At 60.7% G+C, this 18061-nt stretch carries 21 protein-coding genes and 1 tRNA gene; 17 read left to right on the forward strand and 5 right to left on the reverse strand.

Annotated elements, in window-relative coordinates; genetic code table 11:
* Positions 1-16 precede the first annotated feature (16 nt).
* Entirely contained in the window at positions 17-910 is an 894-nt protein-coding gene (locus tag ABI582_RS25365; protein WP_442120626.1) for a bestrophin family protein, read from the reverse strand.
* Positions 911-1133: 223 nt separating this feature from the next.
* Here ABI582_RS25365 and ABI582_RS25370 point away from each other — a divergent pair, with 223 nt between their 5' ends.
* Both ABI582_RS25370 and ABI582_RS25375 read left to right on the forward strand, forming a co-directional pair.
* Complete coding sequence (locus ABI582_RS25370) at positions 1134-1427, forward strand: type II toxin-antitoxin system RelE/ParE family toxin (protein ID WP_019472637.1); 294 nt, start codon at positions 1134-1136, stop codon at positions 1425-1427.
* Entirely contained in the window at positions 1424-1720 is a 297-nt protein-coding gene (locus ABI582_RS25375; protein WP_442120627.1) for an addiction module antidote protein, read from the forward strand. Before ABI582_RS25370 ends, ABI582_RS25375 begins: the two co-directional genes overlap by 4 nt.
* 10 nt (positions 1721-1730) lie before the next feature.
* Here the strand turns inward: ABI582_RS25375 and ABI582_RS25380 are convergent, their stop codons facing one another.
* Both ABI582_RS25380 and ABI582_RS25385 read right to left on the reverse strand, forming a co-directional pair.
* Positions 1731-2210: a GNAT family N-acetyltransferase gene (locus tag ABI582_RS25380; RefSeq protein WP_442120628.1), complete on the reverse strand. Its 480-nt coding sequence runs from the start codon at positions 2208-2210 to the stop codon at positions 1731-1733.
* Between the two features lie 165 nt (positions 2211-2375).
* Positions 2376-3023 carry a trypsin-like peptidase domain-containing protein gene (locus ABI582_RS25385; protein ID WP_442120660.1) on the reverse strand — a complete coding sequence of 216 codons (648 nt, stop codon included), beginning with the start codon at positions 3021-3023 and terminating at the stop codon, positions 2376-2378.
* Between the two features lie 712 nt (positions 3024-3735).
* On the opposite strand from ABI582_RS25385, the gene ABI582_RS25390 reads away from it, so the two are divergent.
* Complete coding sequence (locus ABI582_RS25390; protein WP_442120629.1) at positions 3736-5151, forward strand: NAD(P)/FAD-dependent oxidoreductase; 1416 nt, start codon at positions 3736-3738, stop codon at positions 5149-5151.
* A gap of 79 nt (positions 5152-5230) precedes the next feature.
* Positions 5231-5728 carry a RidA family protein gene (locus ABI582_RS25395; protein WP_338746130.1) on the forward strand — a complete coding sequence of 166 codons (498 nt, stop codon included), beginning with the start codon at positions 5231-5233 and terminating at the stop codon, positions 5726-5728.
* Positions 5729-5802: 74 nt separating this feature from the next.
* Here the strand turns inward: ABI582_RS25395 and ABI582_RS25400 are convergent.
* Positions 5803-5887, reverse strand: a tRNA-Leu gene (locus tag ABI582_RS25400).
* A gap of 107 nt (positions 5888-5994) precedes the next feature.
* On the opposite strand from ABI582_RS25400, the gene queA reads away from it, so the two are divergent.
* The 6 genes from queA to ABI582_RS25430 all read left to right on the forward strand — a co-directional run bounded on the left by queA (position 5995) and on the right by ABI582_RS25430 (position 12061).
* Positions 5995-7044: a tRNA preQ1(34) S-adenosylmethionine ribosyltransferase-isomerase QueA gene (queA, locus tag ABI582_RS25405; RefSeq protein ID WP_442120630.1), complete on the forward strand. Its 1050-nt coding sequence runs from the start codon at positions 5995-5997 to the stop codon at positions 7042-7044.
* Between the two features lie 14 nt (positions 7045-7058).
* The gene (gene tgt / locus ABI582_RS25410) at positions 7059-8174 is read left to right on the forward strand and encodes a tRNA guanosine(34) transglycosylase Tgt (RefSeq protein WP_016501406.1); all 1116 of its coding nucleotides are present in this window, start codon (positions 7059-7061) and stop codon (positions 8172-8174) included.
* 42 nt (positions 8175-8216) lie between these two features.
* Complete coding sequence (yajC, locus tag ABI582_RS25415) at positions 8217-8552, forward strand: preprotein translocase subunit YajC (RefSeq protein ID WP_016484964.1); 336 nt, start codon at positions 8217-8219, stop codon at positions 8550-8552.
* A gap of 63 nt (positions 8553-8615) precedes the next feature.
* Positions 8616-10478 (forward strand): protein translocase subunit SecD, encoded by a 1863-nt coding sequence (gene secD, locus ABI582_RS25420; protein ID WP_338746132.1) that lies wholly within the window; start codon positions 8616-8618, stop codon positions 10476-10478.
* A gap of 10 nt (positions 10479-10488) precedes the next feature.
* Positions 10489-11397: a protein translocase subunit SecF gene (gene secF, locus ABI582_RS25425; protein ID WP_019472644.1), complete on the forward strand. Its 909-nt coding sequence runs from the start codon at positions 10489-10491 to the stop codon at positions 11395-11397.
* Positions 11398-11518: 121 nt separating this feature from the next.
* Positions 11519-12061 carry a glycine zipper 2TM domain-containing protein gene (locus ABI582_RS25430; protein ID WP_026034597.1) on the forward strand — a complete coding sequence of 181 codons (543 nt, stop codon included), beginning with the start codon at positions 11519-11521 and terminating at the stop codon, positions 12059-12061.
* A gap of 204 nt (positions 12062-12265) precedes the next feature.
* On the opposite strand, the gene suhB is transcribed toward ABI582_RS25430, so the two are convergent.
* Positions 12266-13084, reverse strand: a complete 819-nt coding sequence (gene suhB / locus ABI582_RS25435; RefSeq protein ID WP_012270588.1) for a type III secretion system regulator SuhB — start codon at positions 13082-13084, stop codon at positions 12266-12268.
* A 151-nt stretch (positions 13085-13235) separates the two neighbouring features.
* On the opposite strand from suhB, the gene trmJ reads away from it, so the two are divergent.
* From trmJ to hscB, 7 genes are all read left to right on the forward strand, one after another.
* Positions 13236-13991 (forward strand): tRNA (cytosine(32)/uridine(32)-2'-O)-methyltransferase TrmJ, encoded by a 756-nt coding sequence (gene trmJ, locus ABI582_RS25440; protein WP_043196986.1) that lies wholly within the window; start codon positions 13236-13238, stop codon positions 13989-13991.
* Between the two features lie 3 nt (positions 13992-13994).
* A complete protein-coding gene (cysE, locus tag ABI582_RS25445) occupies positions 13995-14780 on the forward strand; it encodes a serine O-acetyltransferase (RefSeq protein ID WP_016501401.1) in 786 nt (261 codons plus the stop codon).
* A gap of 179 nt (positions 14781-14959) precedes the next feature.
* Positions 14960-15451 carry a Fe-S cluster assembly transcriptional regulator IscR gene (gene iscR, locus ABI582_RS25450; protein ID WP_008092572.1) on the forward strand — a complete coding sequence of 164 codons (492 nt, stop codon included), beginning with the start codon at positions 14960-14962 and terminating at the stop codon, positions 15449-15451.
* Between the two features lie 46 nt (positions 15452-15497).
* Positions 15498-16712: an IscS subfamily cysteine desulfurase gene (locus ABI582_RS25455; protein ID WP_016501400.1), complete on the forward strand. Its 1215-nt coding sequence runs from the start codon at positions 15498-15500 to the stop codon at positions 16710-16712.
* A 46-nt stretch (positions 16713-16758) separates the two neighbouring features.
* On the forward strand, positions 16759-17145 hold the full coding sequence (gene iscU, locus ABI582_RS25460) for a Fe-S cluster assembly scaffold IscU (protein WP_003248539.1): 387 nt from the start codon (positions 16759-16761) through the stop codon (positions 17143-17145).
* Positions 17146-17177: 32 nt separating this feature from the next.
* A complete protein-coding gene (gene iscA / locus ABI582_RS25465) occupies positions 17178-17501 on the forward strand; it encodes an iron-sulfur cluster assembly protein IscA (RefSeq protein ID WP_016501399.1) in 324 nt (107 codons plus the stop codon).
* 8 nt (positions 17502-17509) lie between these two features.
* On the forward strand, positions 17510-18031 hold the full coding sequence (gene hscB / locus ABI582_RS25470) for a co-chaperone HscB (protein WP_016501398.1): 522 nt from the start codon (positions 17510-17512) through the stop codon (positions 18029-18031).
* Positions 18032-18061: the final 30 nt, after the last annotated feature.

Here is an 18061-nt window from a genome sequence, read left to right on the forward strand (position 1 = left end):
GCAGCCCCAAAATTCCTCAGGCATCCACCGCCTCGGCACACTGCGCCTCCCGCTGCATCGACTCCAGGTTCCGCTCGATCGTCTCGCAAATGGTATCCATCTGGATCTGGTGTTCACTGAAACGGAACGGGCTCTGCAAATCCGTGCCGATCCGCTCGATAGCCAGCAGCATGAACCCCACCACGGTCGATGCCAGCGGTGTAAACCAGCCCAGCGACTCCACCAGCCCCACCGGCACGATCAGGCAGAACAAGGTAATGAACAGCCGCGGAAAATACACGTAAGGGTAGGGCAGCGGTGTGTTGGCAATCCGCTCCATGCCACCCTGGGCATTGGACAGGTCCACCAGCGTCGACTCCAGCCGGGCCAGGCGAATGCTGTCCAGCCGCCCGGCCTTGTATTCCCGCGCCAGCAAGGCCGCCGAACCGCCGAGAATGTCATTGGCGAAGTTGTTCGAACGGTTGCGGCGTTCGAACTCCGCGGGCGGGATGAAGGCCATCAGCTCGTCCGGGCAGCGTTCCCCCTTCAAGTGCGCCGCCAGGCAGTTCACATAGGCGATATGCCTGCGCAGCAGTGTGGCCTTGACCGGGTTCAGGCCATCATCCGGGTCATCGATCAGGGTCAGCGTCTGCCGGGCGAAGCTGCGCGACCCGTTCACCAGCGCCCCCCACAACGTGCGCGCCTCCCACCAGCGGTTGTAGGCACTGCTGTTGCGAAAACTCACCAGCACCACCAGCGCCGAGCCCAGCAAGGTCAATGGGATCAGCGGCAGGGTGAACTTGCTGTTGAAGAACAGCATGAAGTCGATGGTGACCAGCACATCCCAGATCAGCAGCCAGAACAGCGACCAGCCGATGTAGCCGATGGTCTTCACGGCCAGGCGGTACTTGCGGGTGATGATGTCTTTCACGCGGGGGCACCTCGAAACGCGGGGGATGCAGGATCGGACGTCGAGGCTCGTCGAAGGTTCGAGGGTTGAATGTTGCAAGGGATTTTGTAGCTGAAACAAAGGGAAAAATCCGACCAGCTTATGAGATGTGCCTGAATTCCTGATTTAGCTGGAAAACGACAGAGTGGGTCGCTTCAATCCTTGAATGGGTGTATCCATAAGGATACGATTGGGTGACCACTTGATGTTTCTCGTTGAACAGACGGAGAGCTTTGCCGCTTGGCTATCGAGCTTGAGAGATTTGAGGGCCAGGCTGGCGATAGGTCGTAGGCTGGAGCGAGCAGCGGCGGGCAATCTTGGTGACTTCAAGTGGCTTGGAGGCGGTATTGGTGAGCTTCGCATCGACGTAGCTGCCGGTTATCGCGTCTATTTCACGCAAAAGGGGCAGAGGTTGGTTTTACTGCTGGTCGGCGGCGACAAGTCGACCCAGGCCGCCGACATCCTCAAAGCCAGAAAGCTCCTGAAGGAGATGAAATGAGCGAAAAATCGATCCCGTTTGATATGGCAGCCTTGTTGAGCAGCGATGAGTCAATCAGTGAATACCTTAGCCAGGTGCTATCAGATGGCGATACCGAGGAAATCATTCGAGCACTTGGCCATATCGCTCGTGCACGAGGCATGACACATATTGCTACAGAGAGTGGGCTGGGTAGAGAAAGCCTGTACAAGGCGCTGAGCCCTGGCGCGAAGCCTCGTTTTGACACCGTATTGAGGGTCATTCGTGCCCTGGGTGTGGACCTTCTCGTTCAGCCACATGCAATGCCCCCCTGATCCAGCTCGGTTAAGTCAGTATTTGCTTCATCTGCACCAACGCTACCCGCGTGCCGTCCCACGCCTGCCGCTGCTCGATGCCGAACGGTGTGAAGCCCAGCTGTGGATAAAGCAGCAGGCCGGCGGTGTTGTGATTGAAGCATGACACCCAGACCTCCCGGGCGCTGTACTGCTGGCGGGCGAGGTCGATCATTGCCGTTACCAGGTAACGCGCTACGCCATGGCCGCGGGCGGCAGGGGCCACGACCACATTGCCAAGGGCACACGCGCCGCCGTGTTCGGCTTTGTAGAAGTTGGCAAAGGCCAGGACAGTACCGTTGCCTTCCACCACTGTGGAGCCGCTGCGCTGGGCTATGGCGTCGCTCAACTGGTCGGGGGTGAGGGGGTAGGTGGCTTTGGGGAACATGTAGAACAGTTCGTCCGGGTTCTGCGGGAAGCTGCAGATGACGGGGATGTCTTCAGGCCCGATGGGGCGGTGGGTCAGGTGCATGGCAGGTCCCTCTTGCGCTGGCGGATCGGGCCCCTTCGCGGGTAAACCCACAGGTACTGCATAAGACTCAAATCGTGTGCAGGCCCGGTGGGAGCGGGTTTACCCGCGAAGCGGCCATTAGCCTCACATCATAGGCCGCTTTCTATCCAACACCGCCCCCCCGATTCACGGCTTGGCGGCCACCGCCACGTAGCCTTTGACCGAAGCCGGTGCCTGGGGCTTGGTCTTGTGCGCCAGCAGGTACTGATAGCGTCGCCATTCCTTGTCGATTTCGCTGAACGACATGAACACGCTGATGCGGTCCTTGCCAGCCAGGTCCGGCCGCTTGCCGGCGTCGATCTCGCTGGTGGGAATGATGGCCACGTTGATGCCCACCACCTTGCCGTCATCGGCAAACACCGGCCCACCCGACATACCCTTGGTGATCGGGCCGTCATGCACTGAGTAGAAGACGCTGCCAGGCGTACCTTCAAGCCGTACCAGTGAGGGCTGGGCATGGCCCTTGCCCTGCATCGGCATCATGAAACTGTTGAAACCCACCGCCGTCACGGCTTCCCCAGGCACGTACTGGCGCCAGTGCGGCACGCTGCTGGCCTTGTGCTTGAAGAACACTACGTCACCGAGGCCCTCGTGGACCACGTTGCGCAGGAAGGGGGTGTGTTTGGCGGTTACAGCGTAATCCTCGTTCCACTGGATGGCGCTGGCCATCAGCAACATCGGCAGCGGTGCACCAGAAGTGACCACGAAAGCCTGGCTGTAGACGGGGTCTGAAACGTACGACGTTGGCACTCCATTGCACCCACTGAGCAGCATCATTGCCGCCATGCAGGGCGCGATTGTTTTCATGTGTCACACAGGGTGTGGAGAAATGGGAGCGCAACTATGGCTAAGTGCCATTACGCTAGCAATACTTTCGGCATATATCCGACGAATGACAGCTTAAGTGTTAGTCATGACGGCGGCCAATAGAATGCAGGTATGGCTGCAGGCCTCAGAGCCATTGGGGCGGCGTCAAAGTGGCGGGATTTTTCCATCTGGAGGTGCTCACTGAACCTGAACAGGCACTGTTAATCCGTGCAGATCTGCTCCATGCCACCCTGGGCATTGGACAGATCTACCACCGTCGGATGCTGATGCCTTTGTCCACACTGAACATGTGGCAATGAAGTGTCGCAAAATAACGCTATACACCCACACAGTTACTGAATTCACGGCGCTTATTGCCTCTGTGCACTTTCGAAACTAAGCCAGCATCTTTTCTCGAACTAACTTCCCTCTTTCGAGTGTTGAATGTCGCCATATCAACTATTTATGTCACCTGCGTGATAGTTTCAAAATAGCTGAACTAAGTATTTGCCCGCAGCGCTTTTTCCCGAAGCGGGTCATCAACAAAATAGCCGCCCTTCAATTTTAACCATCAGCCTGACGCGGTGGCCGAAAGTTGACCGCGGCGGCTGGCGGCCAGGTAAGTGGCTCGCCGCCTGAGCTGATGAACCCACACCGATTACCAGGAAAGGAAAGTGTCATGGGAATGACCAGGCGTAAATTTTTGATCGGCGGCGGCGTCGTGGCTATTGCAGGTGGCGCAGGCATTCTGACCCCCTTGCTGACCCGCGAAGGCCGGTTGATCCCCGGCAAGCCGCGGTTTGGTTTTGTCGAAGGCACCGAAGGTGCACTTCCCAAGCAGGCGGACGTGGTAGTTGTTGGCGCTGGTATTCTGGGGCTCATGACCGCGATCAATCTTGTCGAACGTGGCCTCTCTGTCGTCGTCGTTGAAAAGGGTGATATTGCCGGCGAGCAGTCATGCAGGTTCTATGGCCAGGTCATGACCTACAAGATGCCTGATGCGACGTTCCAGTTGCACCATCTTGCGAAACAACGCTGGCGCGAGATGAATGCCAAAGTGGGTGCAGATACCAGCTATCGCACACAGGGCCGGGTCGAAGTTCCTTTCGATGAAGAAGACCTGGAAGGCGTCAGAAAGTGGATCGATGTCAAAAGCCGGGAAGTAGCAGCGGACAACCCCTTCAAGACTCGGATCATTCAGGGGAATGAACTCGAACAGCGGCTGCGCGGTGCATCATCGAGTTGGAAAATTGCAGGTTTCGAGGAAGACTCCGGTAGCCTGGACGCCGAGCGCGCATCGTTTGTCATGGCGGAGTACGCCAAGAAAATGGGTGTGCGCATCTACACCCACTGCGCCGCAAGGGGCCTGGAAACCCAGGCAGGCGTCATCTCCGATGTGGTGACCGAGAAGGGCGCCATCAGCACTTCTCGCGTGGTCGTGGCCGGCGGCGCCTGGTCCAGGCTGTTCATGCAGAACCTGGGCGTCGATGTACCTACCTTGCCCGCCTACCAGTCCCAGCAAATCATCAGCGCGGCACCCCGTGCACCGGGGGGCAACGTTGCATTGCCAGGGAATATCTACTTCCGCGAGCAGGCCGACGGCACATACGCCACCTCGCCGCGCGTCGTCGTTGCCCCGGTGGTCAAAGAATCGTTCATGTATGGCTATAAATACCTGCCATTGCTGGCCATCCCCGACTTCCCGGTGCACATCTCACTCAACAAGCAACTGATCGATTCGTTCACTCAGCCCACCCAGTGGAGGCTGGACGAAGTATCGCCCTTCGAGAAAAACAGGCTGATGACGGCGGCCCCGGATATTCCAGAGCTGGATGCGTCGCTGGAAAAGCTCAAAGTCGAGTTCCCTGCCTTCAAAGATGCGAAGTTGATCGATCAGTGGAGCGGTGCCATGGCCATCGCCCCGGATGAGAACCCGATCATTTCGCAGGTCAACGAGTACCCAGGCCTGGTCATCAACACCGCGACCGGGTGGGGCATGACGGAAAGCCCGGTGTCGTCCGAGCTGACGGCAGACCTGCTGCTTGGAAAGGCGCCGGTGCTGGACCCGAAACCCTTCAGTTTGTATCGATTCTAAATACACATACCGCAATGGAATGACCCGTACACGCATCACCGGTGCGTGTACATTCTTGCGTAACCATCAGGAGAGAAATATGAAATTCGCTTTCAAGACCGTTGCTGCATTGGCGTTGGGATTAGCCGGTGTGGGCAGCGTTCATGCACAAGATATCGTGCGCCATGGCGCAGGTAGTTTCCCTATCTCGTCGGCTGTAGAGATTCCTGCCGGGAAGTCGGTCGTCTATCTGAGCGGTTCCGTCCCGTCGGTGATCCATCCCGATGCGCCCAAGGATTCGCTGGAAGCCTACGGTGATACCAAGGCACAAACCATCAATGTGCTTGAAAGCATCCAGCAGCAACTGAAAGCGCTGGGTCTTGGTCTGACTGACGTGGTGAAGATGCAGGTATTCCTGGTGGGCGGGCCGGAGAACGGCGGCAAAATGGATTTCGACGGTTTCATGGCCGGCTACACCCAGTTCTTCGGGCCAGCCGCCAAGCAGCCGGTGCTTCCTGCGCGCTCGGCGTTCCAGATTGCAGGCCTGGCGCACCCTGCCTGGCGGGTTGAGATCGAAGTGACAGCGGTCCGCCCCTGATAGGGCCTTTGCCCAGCCCGACATAATCGTCGGGCACAAAAAAACCGACCATAAGGTCGGTTTTTTCCGGATTTTGGTGCCCCGAGGGAGACTCGAACTCCCACTCCTTTCGAAAACGGATTTTGAATCCGCCGCGTCTACCAATTCCGCCATCAGGGCGTGTGGCGCGCAGTATAGAGAGGTGCCGCTAGTCGGTCAATCGGCTTTCATGGTCAATTTTCACACATTGGGCTAAACTTCCCGGCCCTGCCGAACCGAACATCATCATGCGCGTCGCCGATTTTTCCTTCGAACTCCCTGATTCCCTGATCGCCCGCCACCCGTTGGCCGAGCGCCATGGCAGCCGTCTGCTGGTGCTCGATGGGCCGACCGGCGCGCTGGCGCACCGGCAATTCCCCGACCTGCTCGAGTACCTGCGCCCCGGCGACCTGATGGTGTTCAACAACACCCGGGTCATCCCGGCGCGGTTGTTTGGCCAGAAAGCCTCCGGCGGCAAGCTGGAAGTGCTGGTCGAGCGCGTGCTCGACAGCCATCGGGTGCTGGCCCATGTGCGTGCCAGCAAGGCGCCGAAAGAAGGCGCGGTCATCCTCATCGATGGCGGTGGCGAGGCCGAAATGGTCGCGCGCCATGACACGCTGTTCGAGCTGCGCTTCACCGAAGAGGTGCTGCCATTGCTCGACCGTGTTGGCCATATGCCGCTGCCACCCTACATCGATCGCCCCGACGAGGGCGCCGACCGTGAGCGCTACCAGACCGTGTACGCCCAGCGCGCCGGTGCGGTTGCCGCGCCCACTGCGGGCCTGCACTTTGACGAAGCGCTGCTGGAAAAAATTGCTGCCAAGGGCGTCGAGCGCGCCTTCGTCACCCTGCACGTGGGTGCGGGCACGTTCCAGCCGGTGCGGGTCGACAAGATCGAAGACCACCACATGCACAAGGAATGGCTCGAAGTGGGCCAGGATGTGGTCGATGCCATCGAGGCCTGCCACGCACGTGGCGGCCGGGTGATCGCGGTTGGCACCACCAGCGTGCGCTCGCTGGAGAGCGCGGCGCGCGATGGCGTGCTGAAGGCCTTCAGCGGCGACACCGACATCTTCATCTACCCGGGCCGGCCGTTCCATGTGGTCGATGCCCTGGTCACCAACTTCCACCTGCCGGAGTCCACGCTGCTGATGCTGGTCTCGGCGTTCGCCGGTTACCCCGAGACCATGGCTGCCTACGCGGCGGCGGTCGAGAACGGGTACCGCTTCTTCAGTTACGGTGATGCCATGTTCATCACCCGCAATCCGGCGCCACGCGGCCCCGAGGATCAAGCATGAGTCGCACCTGTCGAATGTCCTTCGAACTGCTGGCTACCGACGGCAAGGCCCGTCGTGGTCGCATCACCTTCCCACGTGGCACGGTGGAAACCCCGGCGTTCATGCCGGTGGGCACCTATGGCACGGTCAAGGGCATGCTGCCACGCGATATCGAGGCCATTGGCGCCGAGATGATCCTGGGCAACACCTTCCACCTGTGGCTGCGCCCGGGCACCGAGGTGATCAAGAAGCACAACGGCCTGCACGACTTCATGCAGTGGAAAGGCCCGATCCTCACCGACTCCGGTGGCTTCCAGGTGTTCAGCCTGGGCGCCATGCGCAAGATCAAGGAAGAGGGCGTGACTTTCGCCTCGCCAGTCGATGGCTCGAAGGTGTTCATGGGCCCTGAAGAATCGATGCAGGTGCAACGTGACCTGGGCTCGGACGTGGTGATGATCTTCGACGAGTGCACCCCGTACCCGGCCGAGCACGACGTGGCACGTACTTCCATGGAGCTGTCGCTGCGCTGGGCCCAGCGCTCGAAGAACGCCCACGCCGACAACACCGCGGCGCTGTTCGGCATCGTCCAGGGCGGCATGTACCAGGACCTGCGCATGCGCTCGCTGGAAGGCCTGGAAAACATCGGCTTCGACGGCCTGGCCATTGGCGGCCTGTCGGTGGGCGAACCCAAGCACGAAATGATCAAGGTGCTGGATTACCTGCCGGGCATGATGCCTGCTGACAAACCTCGTTACCTTATGGGGGTAGGCAAACCGGAAGATCTCGTTGAGGGTGTGCGCCGCGGCGTCGACATGTTCGACTGCGTGATGCCTACGCGTAACGCGCGTAATGGCCATCTGTTCGTCGATACAGGGGTGATCAAGATCCGCAATGCGTTCCATCGCCACGATGAATCGCCGCTGGATCCGACCTGTGACTGCTATACCTGCACCAACTTCTCCCGCGCCTATCTCCATCACCTGGACAAGTGCGGCGAAATGTTGAGCAGCATGCTGAATACCATCCACAACTTGCGCCATTACCAGCGCTTGATGGCCGGTTTACGCGAGGCTATTCAACAGGGTAAATTGGCCGCCTTCGTCGACGCCTTCTACGCCAAGCGCGGGCTTCCTGTACCGCCTTTGGACTGACTGTCTGCATCCATTATTAGAAAATTACATTAGGAGTGCCCAATGAGCTTCTTCATCCCCGCCGCATACGCGGACGCTGCAGCACCTGCCGCTGGCCCAGCCGGTACCGGTTTCGAGTGGATTTTCCTGGTCGGTTTCCTGGTCATCTTCTACCTGATGATCTGGCGCCCACAGGCCAAACGTGCCAAAGAGCAGAAGAACCTGCTCGGCAACTTGCAGAAAGGTGACGAAGTTGTCACCAACGGCGGTATCGCCGGCAAGATCGTCAAGGTTTCCGATGATTTCGTGGTGCTGGAAGTTTCCGACACTGTCGAGCTGAAGTTCCAGAAGGGCGCCATCGCGGCAACCCTGCCAAAAGGTACGCTCAAGGCTATCTGAGTTACCGGTTTTATTTTCCAGTCGGGGCGCGCAAAGCGCCCCGCGTCTTGAACGGGCGGCGTGATGCTGAACAAATACCCTCTGTGGAAATATGCACTGATCGTGCTGGTACTGGTGGTCGGTTTCATTTATTCCGCTCCCAACCTCTACCCGGATGACCCGGCGGTACAGATCAGCGGTGCCAGTTCGGCGCTGCAGGTGAACCAGGCCGACCTCGATCGCGTCAGCAAGGCGCTGGTCGATGCCAAGATCGCCGTCAAGGGCGTAAGCCTGGGTGAGAAGGGCAGCGGGCTGATCCGCCTGACCAACCAGGAAGACCAGCTGCCAGCCAAGGATGTGGTGCGCAAGGCACTGGGCGATGATTACGTCGTGGCCCTGAACCTGGCCCAGACTACCCCGCAATGGCTGCGCAACCTGGGTGCAAGCCCCATGAAACTGGGCCTGGACCTGTCTGGTGGTGTGCACTTCCTGCTGGAAGTGGACATGGACAAGGCCATGACGGCCCGCATGAAAGTCTACGAAGGCGAGGTCAAGACCTTGCTGCGCAAAGAGCGCGTCCGCTACCGCAGCCTGCCTCAGCAGGATGGCGGCATCATGCTGGGCTTCGCTGACGATGCAACCCGCGAACAGGCACGTGCCCTGATCCGCAAGAATTTCAATGATTTCGACCTGACCACCACCGAGCGCAACGACCTCGCCGTGCTGCGTCTGGCGCTGACTCAGGCAAAAGTTGCCGAGATCCGCGAATACTCGATCAAGCAGAACCTCACCACCGTGCGCAACCGTGTCAACGAGCTGGGCGTGGCCGAGCCGCTGGTACAGCGCCAGGGCGCCAACCGTATCGTGGTCGAGCTGCCGGGCGTGCAGGACACTGCCGAAGCCAAGCGTATCCTCGGTAAAACCGCCAACCTGGAGTTCCGCTTTGGTGCTGAGCCGGGTGCGTCCAAGGCCACTACCGAAGTGTTCGAGTTCCGCGAAGGCGGCCGTTCTGCCCCGGTAGAGCGCGGCCTGATCATCACCGGTGACCAGGTTACCGACGCCCAGGCCAGCTTTGACGAGCACGGCCGCCCACAAGTGAACATCCGCCTGGATGGCCACGGTGGCGAGCTGATGAGCCGTGCTACCCGTAGCAACGTCGGCCGCAGCATGGCAGTGATCTTCATCGAGCAGAAGCCGATCACCCGCTACGTGAAGCAGACCGTCGACGGCGTCGAGAAGGACGTTGCCGTACAAAGCTTCGTGGAAGAGAAGAAGATCATCAGCCTGGCGACCATCCAGTCGCCACTGGGCAGCCAGTTCCGCATCACCGGCCTGAACGGCCAGGGCGAATCGTCCGAGCTGGCCCTGCTGCTGCGTGCCGGTGGTCTGGCCGCGCCGATGTACTTCGCTGAAGAACGTACCATTGGCCCAAGCCTGGGTGCCGACAACATCACCAAGGGTATCGATGCGTCGCTGTGGGGCATGCTGTTTGTCTCGCTGTTCATCATCGCCATCTACCGCGGCTTTGGCGTGATCGCCACTATCGCCCTGGCGGGCAACATGGTGCTGCTGCTGGCGCTGATGTCGCTGCTGGGTGCCACCCTGACCCTGCCGGGTATTGCCGGTATCGTGTTGACCATGGGTATGGCGGTGGACGCCAACGTGCTGATCTTCTCGCGTATCCGCGAAGAGCTGAAAGCCGGCATGTCGGTACAGCGCGCCATCCACGAAGGCTTCAACCGCGCCTACACCGCGATCATCGACGCCAACCTGACCAGCCTGTTGGTCGGCGGTATCCTGTTCGCCATGGGTACCGGCCCGGTCAAAGGCTTTGCGGTTACCATGTCCCTCGGGATTTTCACCTCGATGTTCACCGCCGTCATGGTGACCCGCGCAATGGTCAACCTGACCTGCGGCGGGCGTGACATCAAGAAGCTGTGGGTTTGAGGGAGCTGCGATGAAAACCATCAACTTCATGGGCGTGCGCAATGTTGCGTTCGCCATTACCGTGCTCCTCACCGTGCTGGCGCTGTTCAGCTGGTGGCAGAAGGGCCTCAACTTTGGCCTGGACTTCACCGGCGGTACGCTGATCGAGCTGACTTACGAGCGCCCGGCCGACCTCAAGGCGGTGCGTGCCGAGCTGGTCGACTCCGGCTTCCATGAGGCCGTGGTGCAGAGCTTCGGCGCTACCACCGACCTGCTGGTGCGTATGCCGGGCGATGACCCGCAGCTGGGTAACAAGGTGGCCGCTGCTCTGCAGAAGGCCGGCGGCGACAACCCGGCCACGCTCAAGCGTGTCGAGTTTGTTGGCCCGCAGGTGGGTGAAGAGCTACGTGACCAGGGCGGCATGGGCATGCTCATGGCCTTGGGCGGCATCCTTATCTATCTGGCCTTCCGTTTCCAGTGGAAGTTCGCCGTGGGTGCGATCATCTCGCTGATCCACGACGTGGTGGTCACCCTGGGTATCCTGTCGTTCTTCCAGATCACCTTCGACCTGACGGTACTGGCGGCGGTGCTGGCCATCATCGGCTACTCGCTGAACGACACCATCGTTGTGTTCGACCGGGTGCGTGAGAACTTCCGCGTCATGCGCAAGGCCTCGCTGATCGAGAACATCAACGTTTCGACCACCCAGACCCTGCTGCGCACCATCGCCACGTCGGTTTCGACCTTGCTGGCCATTGCCGCGCTGCTGTTCTTCGGTGGCGACAACCTGTTCGGCTTCTCGCTGGCCCTGTTCATCGGTGTAATGGCTGGTACCTACTCGTCGATCTACATCGCCAACGTGGTTCTGATCTGGCTGAACCTGAACAGCGAAGACCTGATCCCTCCAGTCAAGGCTGAAGGTGTGGACGAGCGCCCGTAAGGCCCCGTCCCTACGCCGTACGGCGACCAAAAGGCGCGAGTGTTGAACTCGCGCCTTTTTTTTTGCTCCAAGGCTGGGAGAAGCGCGGGTTGATACCCGCTGGTACGATCAGGAGGTTCACGTGAACAAATCAATGCTGGTGGGTGCGGTGCTGGGTGCTGTCGGTGTAACAGCCGGAGGTGCTGTGGCGACCTACAGCTTGGTGAACAAAGGCCCCGAAGTCGCCCAGGTGACCGACGTGCAGCCGATCAAGCAGCAGGTGAAGACCCCGCGTGAAGTATGCAAGGACGTGGCCGTGACGCGTCAGGCGCCGGTCAAGGACCAGCACCAGATTGCCGGTACCGTGGTCGGTGCGCTGGCAGGTGGCTTGCTGGGTAACCAGATTGGCGGTGGTACCGGCAAGAAGATCGCCACCGTAGCCGGTGCGGTCGGTGGTGGTTATGCCGGTAACAAGGTGCAGGAAGGCATGCAGCAGCGTGACACCTACACCACCACGCAAACCCGCTGCAATACGGTCAATGACATCAGCGAGAAGGTGGTGGGTTACAACGTGACCTATTCCATCGGTGATCAGGTAGGCAAGGTGAAGATGGATCGCGAGCCGGGGTCGACCATTCCGCTGGACAAGAATGGCAAGCTGATCCTGAGCGAAGCTGCCCAGTAATTTCGGACGCGGTCTGCTTTGTGTAGGAGCGGCCTTGTGTCGCGATGGGGCGCGCAGCGGCCCCAGGTTCTATGATCCATCAGAGATCCCCGGGGCTGCTTTGCAGCCCATCGCGACACAAGGCCGCTCCTACAGGGATCGCGTAAGCTCTGGGCACAAAAAAAGCACCCCGAGGGGTGCTTTTTGCTTTCTGGCAATTGGCGCTTAGCGCTTCATGCTCTCTGGCAGGTGCGGCTGGATGGCGGTCAGCACAGCCTTGAAGCACTTGATGTTGCCTGCAACGATGTGGCCTTTGTCGAGGAAGTCGTGGCCACCGTTGAAATCGCTCACCAGGCCACCGGCTTCCTGGATCAGCAGCACGCCAGCTGCCATGTCCCATTCGGACAGGCCCGACTCCCAGAAGGCGTCGAAGCGGCCAGCGGCCACGTAGGCGAGGTCCAGGCTGGCGGAGCCGGCGCGGCGGATGCCGGCGGTCTGGCCAGTCAGGGCGCGGAACATGCCCAGGTAGTTGTCCATGTCGGCCATCTGGCCATCACGGAACGGGAAGCCGGTACCCAGCAGGGCGCCTTCCAGGCTGGTGCGCGAGCTGACGCGCAGGCGACGGCCATTGAGCTGGGCGCCACGGCCACGGCTGGCGGTGAATTCTTCCTGGCGTACCGGGTCGAGCACCACGGCGTGCTCAAGGCGACCACGGTATTTGCAGGCGATGCTGACGGCGAAGTGAGGGATGCCGCGCAGGAAGTTGGTGGTACCGTCCAGTGGGTCGATGATCCACAGGTAGTCTTTACCTTCTTCGCCGGTGCCCGCATGCATGCCCGTCTCTTCACCCTGGATGGAGTGGTTCGGGTAGGCCTTGCGCAGCGCGTCGACGATCTTCTGCTCGGCGGCACGATCAACCTCGGAAACGTAGTCCTTAGCCTCTTTCTCGTCCACCTTGATGCTATCCAGGCGTTCGATGGAGCGGAAAATCAGTTCACTGGCGCTGCGAGCGGCGCGCAGGGCGATATTCAGCATAGGCTGCATGGGCGGGTCACCTGGAGATGTTAAAGAAGAAAGCCGATCATTCTAGCAGAAAACTTTGTCGGCAGAAGTGTCACATTTGCTTTCATGGCGTTACGTCTGTCGGTTCTGTAAGATCGAAGGCCCTGATTCCTGCATCTGTGAGCACAACACCTTGCTGCAAAATATTCGTGTTGTTCTGGTCAATACCAGCCACCCCGGCAACATCGGCGGCGCTGCGCGTGCCATGAAAAACATGGGCTTGTCGCGCCTGGTGCTGGTGCAGCCGAAAGAATTCCCCGCCCTGGAAGCCAGTGCCCGCGCCTCGGGCGCCGACGATGTGCTGGATAACGCCCAGGTGGTCGACAGCCTTGAACAGGCGCTGGTCGGCTGTAACCTGGTGATGGGTACCAGCGCCCGCGAGCGCAGCATCCCCTGGCCGTTGATTGGCCCGCGCGAGTGCGGCGCCAAGGCGGTGGAGCATGCCAAGGGGGGCGAAGAGATCGCCCTGGTGTTCGGGCGCGAACACGCCGGCCTGACCAACGAAGAACTGCAGCGATGTCACTTCCACGTGCACATTCCCTCCAACCCCGACTTCAGCTCGCTGAACCTTGCGGCCGCTGTGCAGGTGCTCTCTTACGAGGTGCGCATGGCATCGCTGGCTGCCGGTGAGGCGCCGGGCAAAGTCGAGAAGGTTGACGCCAGCGAGCTGGCGACAATGGACGAGATGGAGCTGTTCTACGACCACCTGGAGAAAACCCTGGTGGGCATCGGCTTCCTCGACCCCGAAAAACCCAAGCACCTGATGCCGCGCCTGCGCCGGCTGTATGGGCGGGTGGCGGTCGAGCGTACGGAAATGAGCATTTTGCGCGGCATCCTCACCGAGACCCAGAAAGTGGTCCGTGGCGAGCCGCATAAACGGAAGGACTGACAGATGTTCGAACGCCTGCGTGAAGATATTCAAAGCGTATTCCACCGTGACCCGGCTGCGCGCAATGCCTTCGAGGTGCTCACCTGCTACCCGGGCATGCATGCCATCTGGCTGCACCGCCTGGGCAATGCCCTGTGGAAACGTGATTTCAAGTGGCTGGCCCGGCTGGTGTCCAACTTCGGCCGCTGGCTGACCGGTATCGAGATCCACCCTGGTGCCACCATCGGCCGGCGCTTCTTCATTGACCACGGCATGGGCATCGTCATCGGCGAAACCGCCGAGATCGGCGACGACGTCACCCTTTACCAAGGTGTGACCCTGGGCGGCACCAGCTGGAACAAAGGCAAGCGCCACCCCACCCTGGAAAACGGCGTGGTGGTAGGGGCGGGGGCCAAGGTGCTGGGCCCGTTCACCGTCGGCGCCGGGGCCAAGATCGGCTCCAATGCGGTGGTGACCAAGGCCGTACCGGCCGGCGCCACGGCGGTGGGCATCCCGGGGCGCATCATTGTCAAGAGCGAGGACACCGAAGTCGAGGCCAAGCGCAAGGCCATGGCCGAGAAGATCGGCTTCGATGCCTACGGTGTCAGTGGCGACATGCCTGACCCGGTGGCGCGTGCCATTGGCCAGATGCTCGACCACCTGCAGGCCGTCGACGAGCGGTTGGAGGGCATGTGTGGCGCCCTGACCAAGATGGGTAGCGACTACTGCGCCAAGGAGCTGCCGGCCCTGCCGGAAGATGACTTCACCGAGGTTGCCCAGGTGGCCCAGCGCGACACTCAGTCGCATTGATTGCGCCGCGCTGAAACCCTGATGACATACGGGGCGTGTGCTCACGCCCCTCGTCTGCTACAATCGCGCCCGCCTCCCCGACGCAAACCCGACTAAAGCAGTAGGTCTAATAGTTGACTTAAATGCTCGGGAATCGCATACTCGCACACATCCCGAAACTCCCGTGGTACCCAATAGCCATGCGACTGACTACCAAAGGCCGATACGCCGTGACTGCCATGCTCGACCTGGCGTTGCACGCGCAGCATGGGCCGGTGTCTTTGGCCGACATTTCCGAGCGCCAGGGCATTTCCCTCTCTTATCTGGAACAGCTGTTCGCCAAGCTGCGCCGCAGCAGCCTGGTCTCCAGCGTGCGCGGTCCAGGTGGTGGCTACCAGCTGTCGCGGGGCATGGAAACCATCCAGGTGGCCCAGGTCATCGATGCGGTCAACGAATCGGTCGATGCTACCCGTTGCCAGGGCCTTGGGGACTGCCATGCCGGTGATACCTGCCTGACCCACCACCTGTGGTGCGACCTCAGCCAGCAGATCCATGAATTCCTCAGCGGCATCAGCCTGGCCGACCTCGTCATGCGCCGTGAGGTGCAGGAAGTTGCCCAGCGCCAGGACCTGCGTCGTGTCGCAGGCCGAACCGCCCAGCTGGACAAGATTGAGACGTCCGCCGTCGATTGATCCCCCCGGGACGACGAGCGACGCCACCGCCTGATAGGAGAGACAAATGAAGTTGCCGATCTACCTCGATTACTCCGCGACCACCCCGGTCGACCCACGTGTGGCCCAGAAGATGGCCGACTGCCTGCTGGTCGACGGGAACTTCGGTAACCCGGCCTCGCGCTCCCACGTCTTCGGCTGGAAGGCCGAGGAAGCGGTCGAGAACGGTCGTCGCCAGGTTGCCGAACTGATCAACGCCGATCCGCGCGAAATCGTCTGGACCAGCGGTGCCACCGAGTCCGACAACCTCGCACTGAAAGGCGTCGCGCACTTCTATCAGACCAAGGGCAAGCACATCATCACCTCCAAGATCGAGCACAAGGCGGTCCTGGATACCGCTCGCCAGCTCGAGCGTGAAGGTTTCGAAGTGACCTACCTCGAGCCAGGCGCAGACGGCATCGTCACCCCGGCCCAGGTCGAGGCAGCATTGCGCGACGACACCATTCTGGTCTCGCTGATGCACGTCAACAACGAAGTCGGCTCGATCAACGACATCGCCGCCATTGGTGAACTGACCCGTTCGCGCGGCGTGCTGTTCCACGTCGACGCCGCCCAGTCGGCCGGCAAGGTCGAAATCGACCTGCAAAAGCTGAAAGTCGACCTGATGTCGTTCTCGGCGCACAAGGTCTACGGCCCTAAAGGCATCGGCGCGCTGTACGTCAGCCGCAAGCCGCGTGTACGCCTTGAAGCCATCATTCACGGCGGTGGCCATGAGCGCGGCATGCGTTCGGGCACCCTGCCGACCCACCAGATTGTCGGCATGGGCGAAGCGTTCGCCATTGCCAAGCAGGAAATGGCCGCCGAAAACGTGCGCATCAAGGCCCTGAGCGACCGCTTCTTCAAGCAGGTCTCGGACCTCGAAGAGCTGTACGTCAACGGCAGCAGCACCGCTCGCGTGCCGCACAACCTGAACCTGAGCTTCAACTACGTCGAAGGCGAGTCGCTGCTGATGTCGCTGAAAGACATCGCCGTATCGTCCGGTTCGGCCTGCACCTCCGCTTCGCTCGAGCCGTCGTACGTACTGCGCGCTCTGGGCCGTAACGACGAGCTGGCGCACAGCTCGATCCGCTTCTCCTTCGGCCGCTTCACCACCGAAGAAGAAGTCGACTACGCCGCGCAGAAAGTCTGCGAGGCCGTTAACAAACTGCGTGAGCTGTCGCCGCTGTGGGACATGTACAAAGACGGCGTTGACATCTCCAAGATCGAGTGGGCCGCCCACTAAGCAGTCGCCGGCAAGAGCGGCTCCCTGATGAGGAAGGAATTGCACCATGGCATACAGTGAAAAGGTCATCGACCACTACGAAAACCCACGCAACGTCGGCAAGATGAATGCCGAGGACCCGGATGTCGGTACCGGCATGGTCGGTGCTCCAGCGTGCGGTGACGTGATGCGTCTGCAGATCAAGGTCAACGAGCAGGGCGTCATTGAAGACGCCAAGTTCAAGACCTACGGCTGCGGTTCGGCCATCGCTTCCAGCTCCCTCGCCACCGAGTGGATGAAGGGCAAGACCCTGGACGAAGCCGAAACCATCAAGAACACCCAGCTGGCGGAAGAACTGGCGTTGCCGCCAGTGAAGATCCACTGCTCGGTACTCGCCGAGGATGCCATCAAGGCAGCCGTTCGCGATTACAAGCAGAAAAAAGGCTTGATCTAAGTCGCCTGCAAGGTAAGAGGTAAGGAGTTCTGATGGCTATCAGCATGACAGAAGCCGCCGCCAACCACGTGCGGCGTTCCCTCCAGGGGCGCGGCAAGGGCGAGGGCATTCGCCTGGCCGTGCGCACCACCGGCTGCTCGGGCCTGGCCTACGTGCTGGAGTTCGTCGACGAAGTGGCGGGCGAAGACCAGGTGTTCGAGAACCACGGCGTGAAGGTCATCATCGACCCTAAAAGCCTGGTGTACCTTGACGGCACCGAACTGGACTTCGTCAAGGAAGGGTTAAACGAAGGCTTCAAGTTCAACAACCCCAACGTGCGCGGTGAGTGTGGCTGCGGCGAAAGCTTCAACGTCTGAGGCTGGCTGTGGGTACTCCTTGTCATTACGCTCTGTTTGATCTCCAGCCGTGCTTTCGGCTGGACCTCGACAAGCTGGCCACTCGCTACCGCGAGCTGGCCCGCGAGGTCCATCCTGACCGCTTTGCCGACGCTTCCGAGCGTGAGCAGCGGGTAGCGCTGGAGAAGTCCGCGGCCCTCAACGACGCCTACCAGACGCTGCGCAGTGCGCCGCGCCGTGCCCGCTATCTGCTGGCCATCGGTGGCCACGAAGTGCCCCAGGAGGTCACGGTCCACGACCCCGACTTCCTGCTGCAGCAAATGCAGTGGCGCGAAGAGCTCGAAGAGCTGCAGGACGAAGCCGACCTCGATGGTGTTGCCGTGTTCAAGAAGCGCCTCAAAGGTGCCCAGGACACGCTGAACGAGGATTTCGCCGCCTGCTGGGATGTGCCTGCCGAGCGCGACAAGGCCGAGCGCCTGATGCGCCGCATGCAGTTCCTCGACAAGCTCGCCCAAGAAGTGCGCCAACTGGAAGAGCGCCTCGACGATTAACCCGGCGTTGCCCGTGATGACGCCTAAGGT

It is taken from the genome of Pseudomonas sp. SAS7 (assembly GCF_052112345.1).
GTDB lineage: Bacteria > Pseudomonadota > Gammaproteobacteria > Pseudomonadales > Pseudomonadaceae > Aquipseudomonas > Aquipseudomonas putida_Q.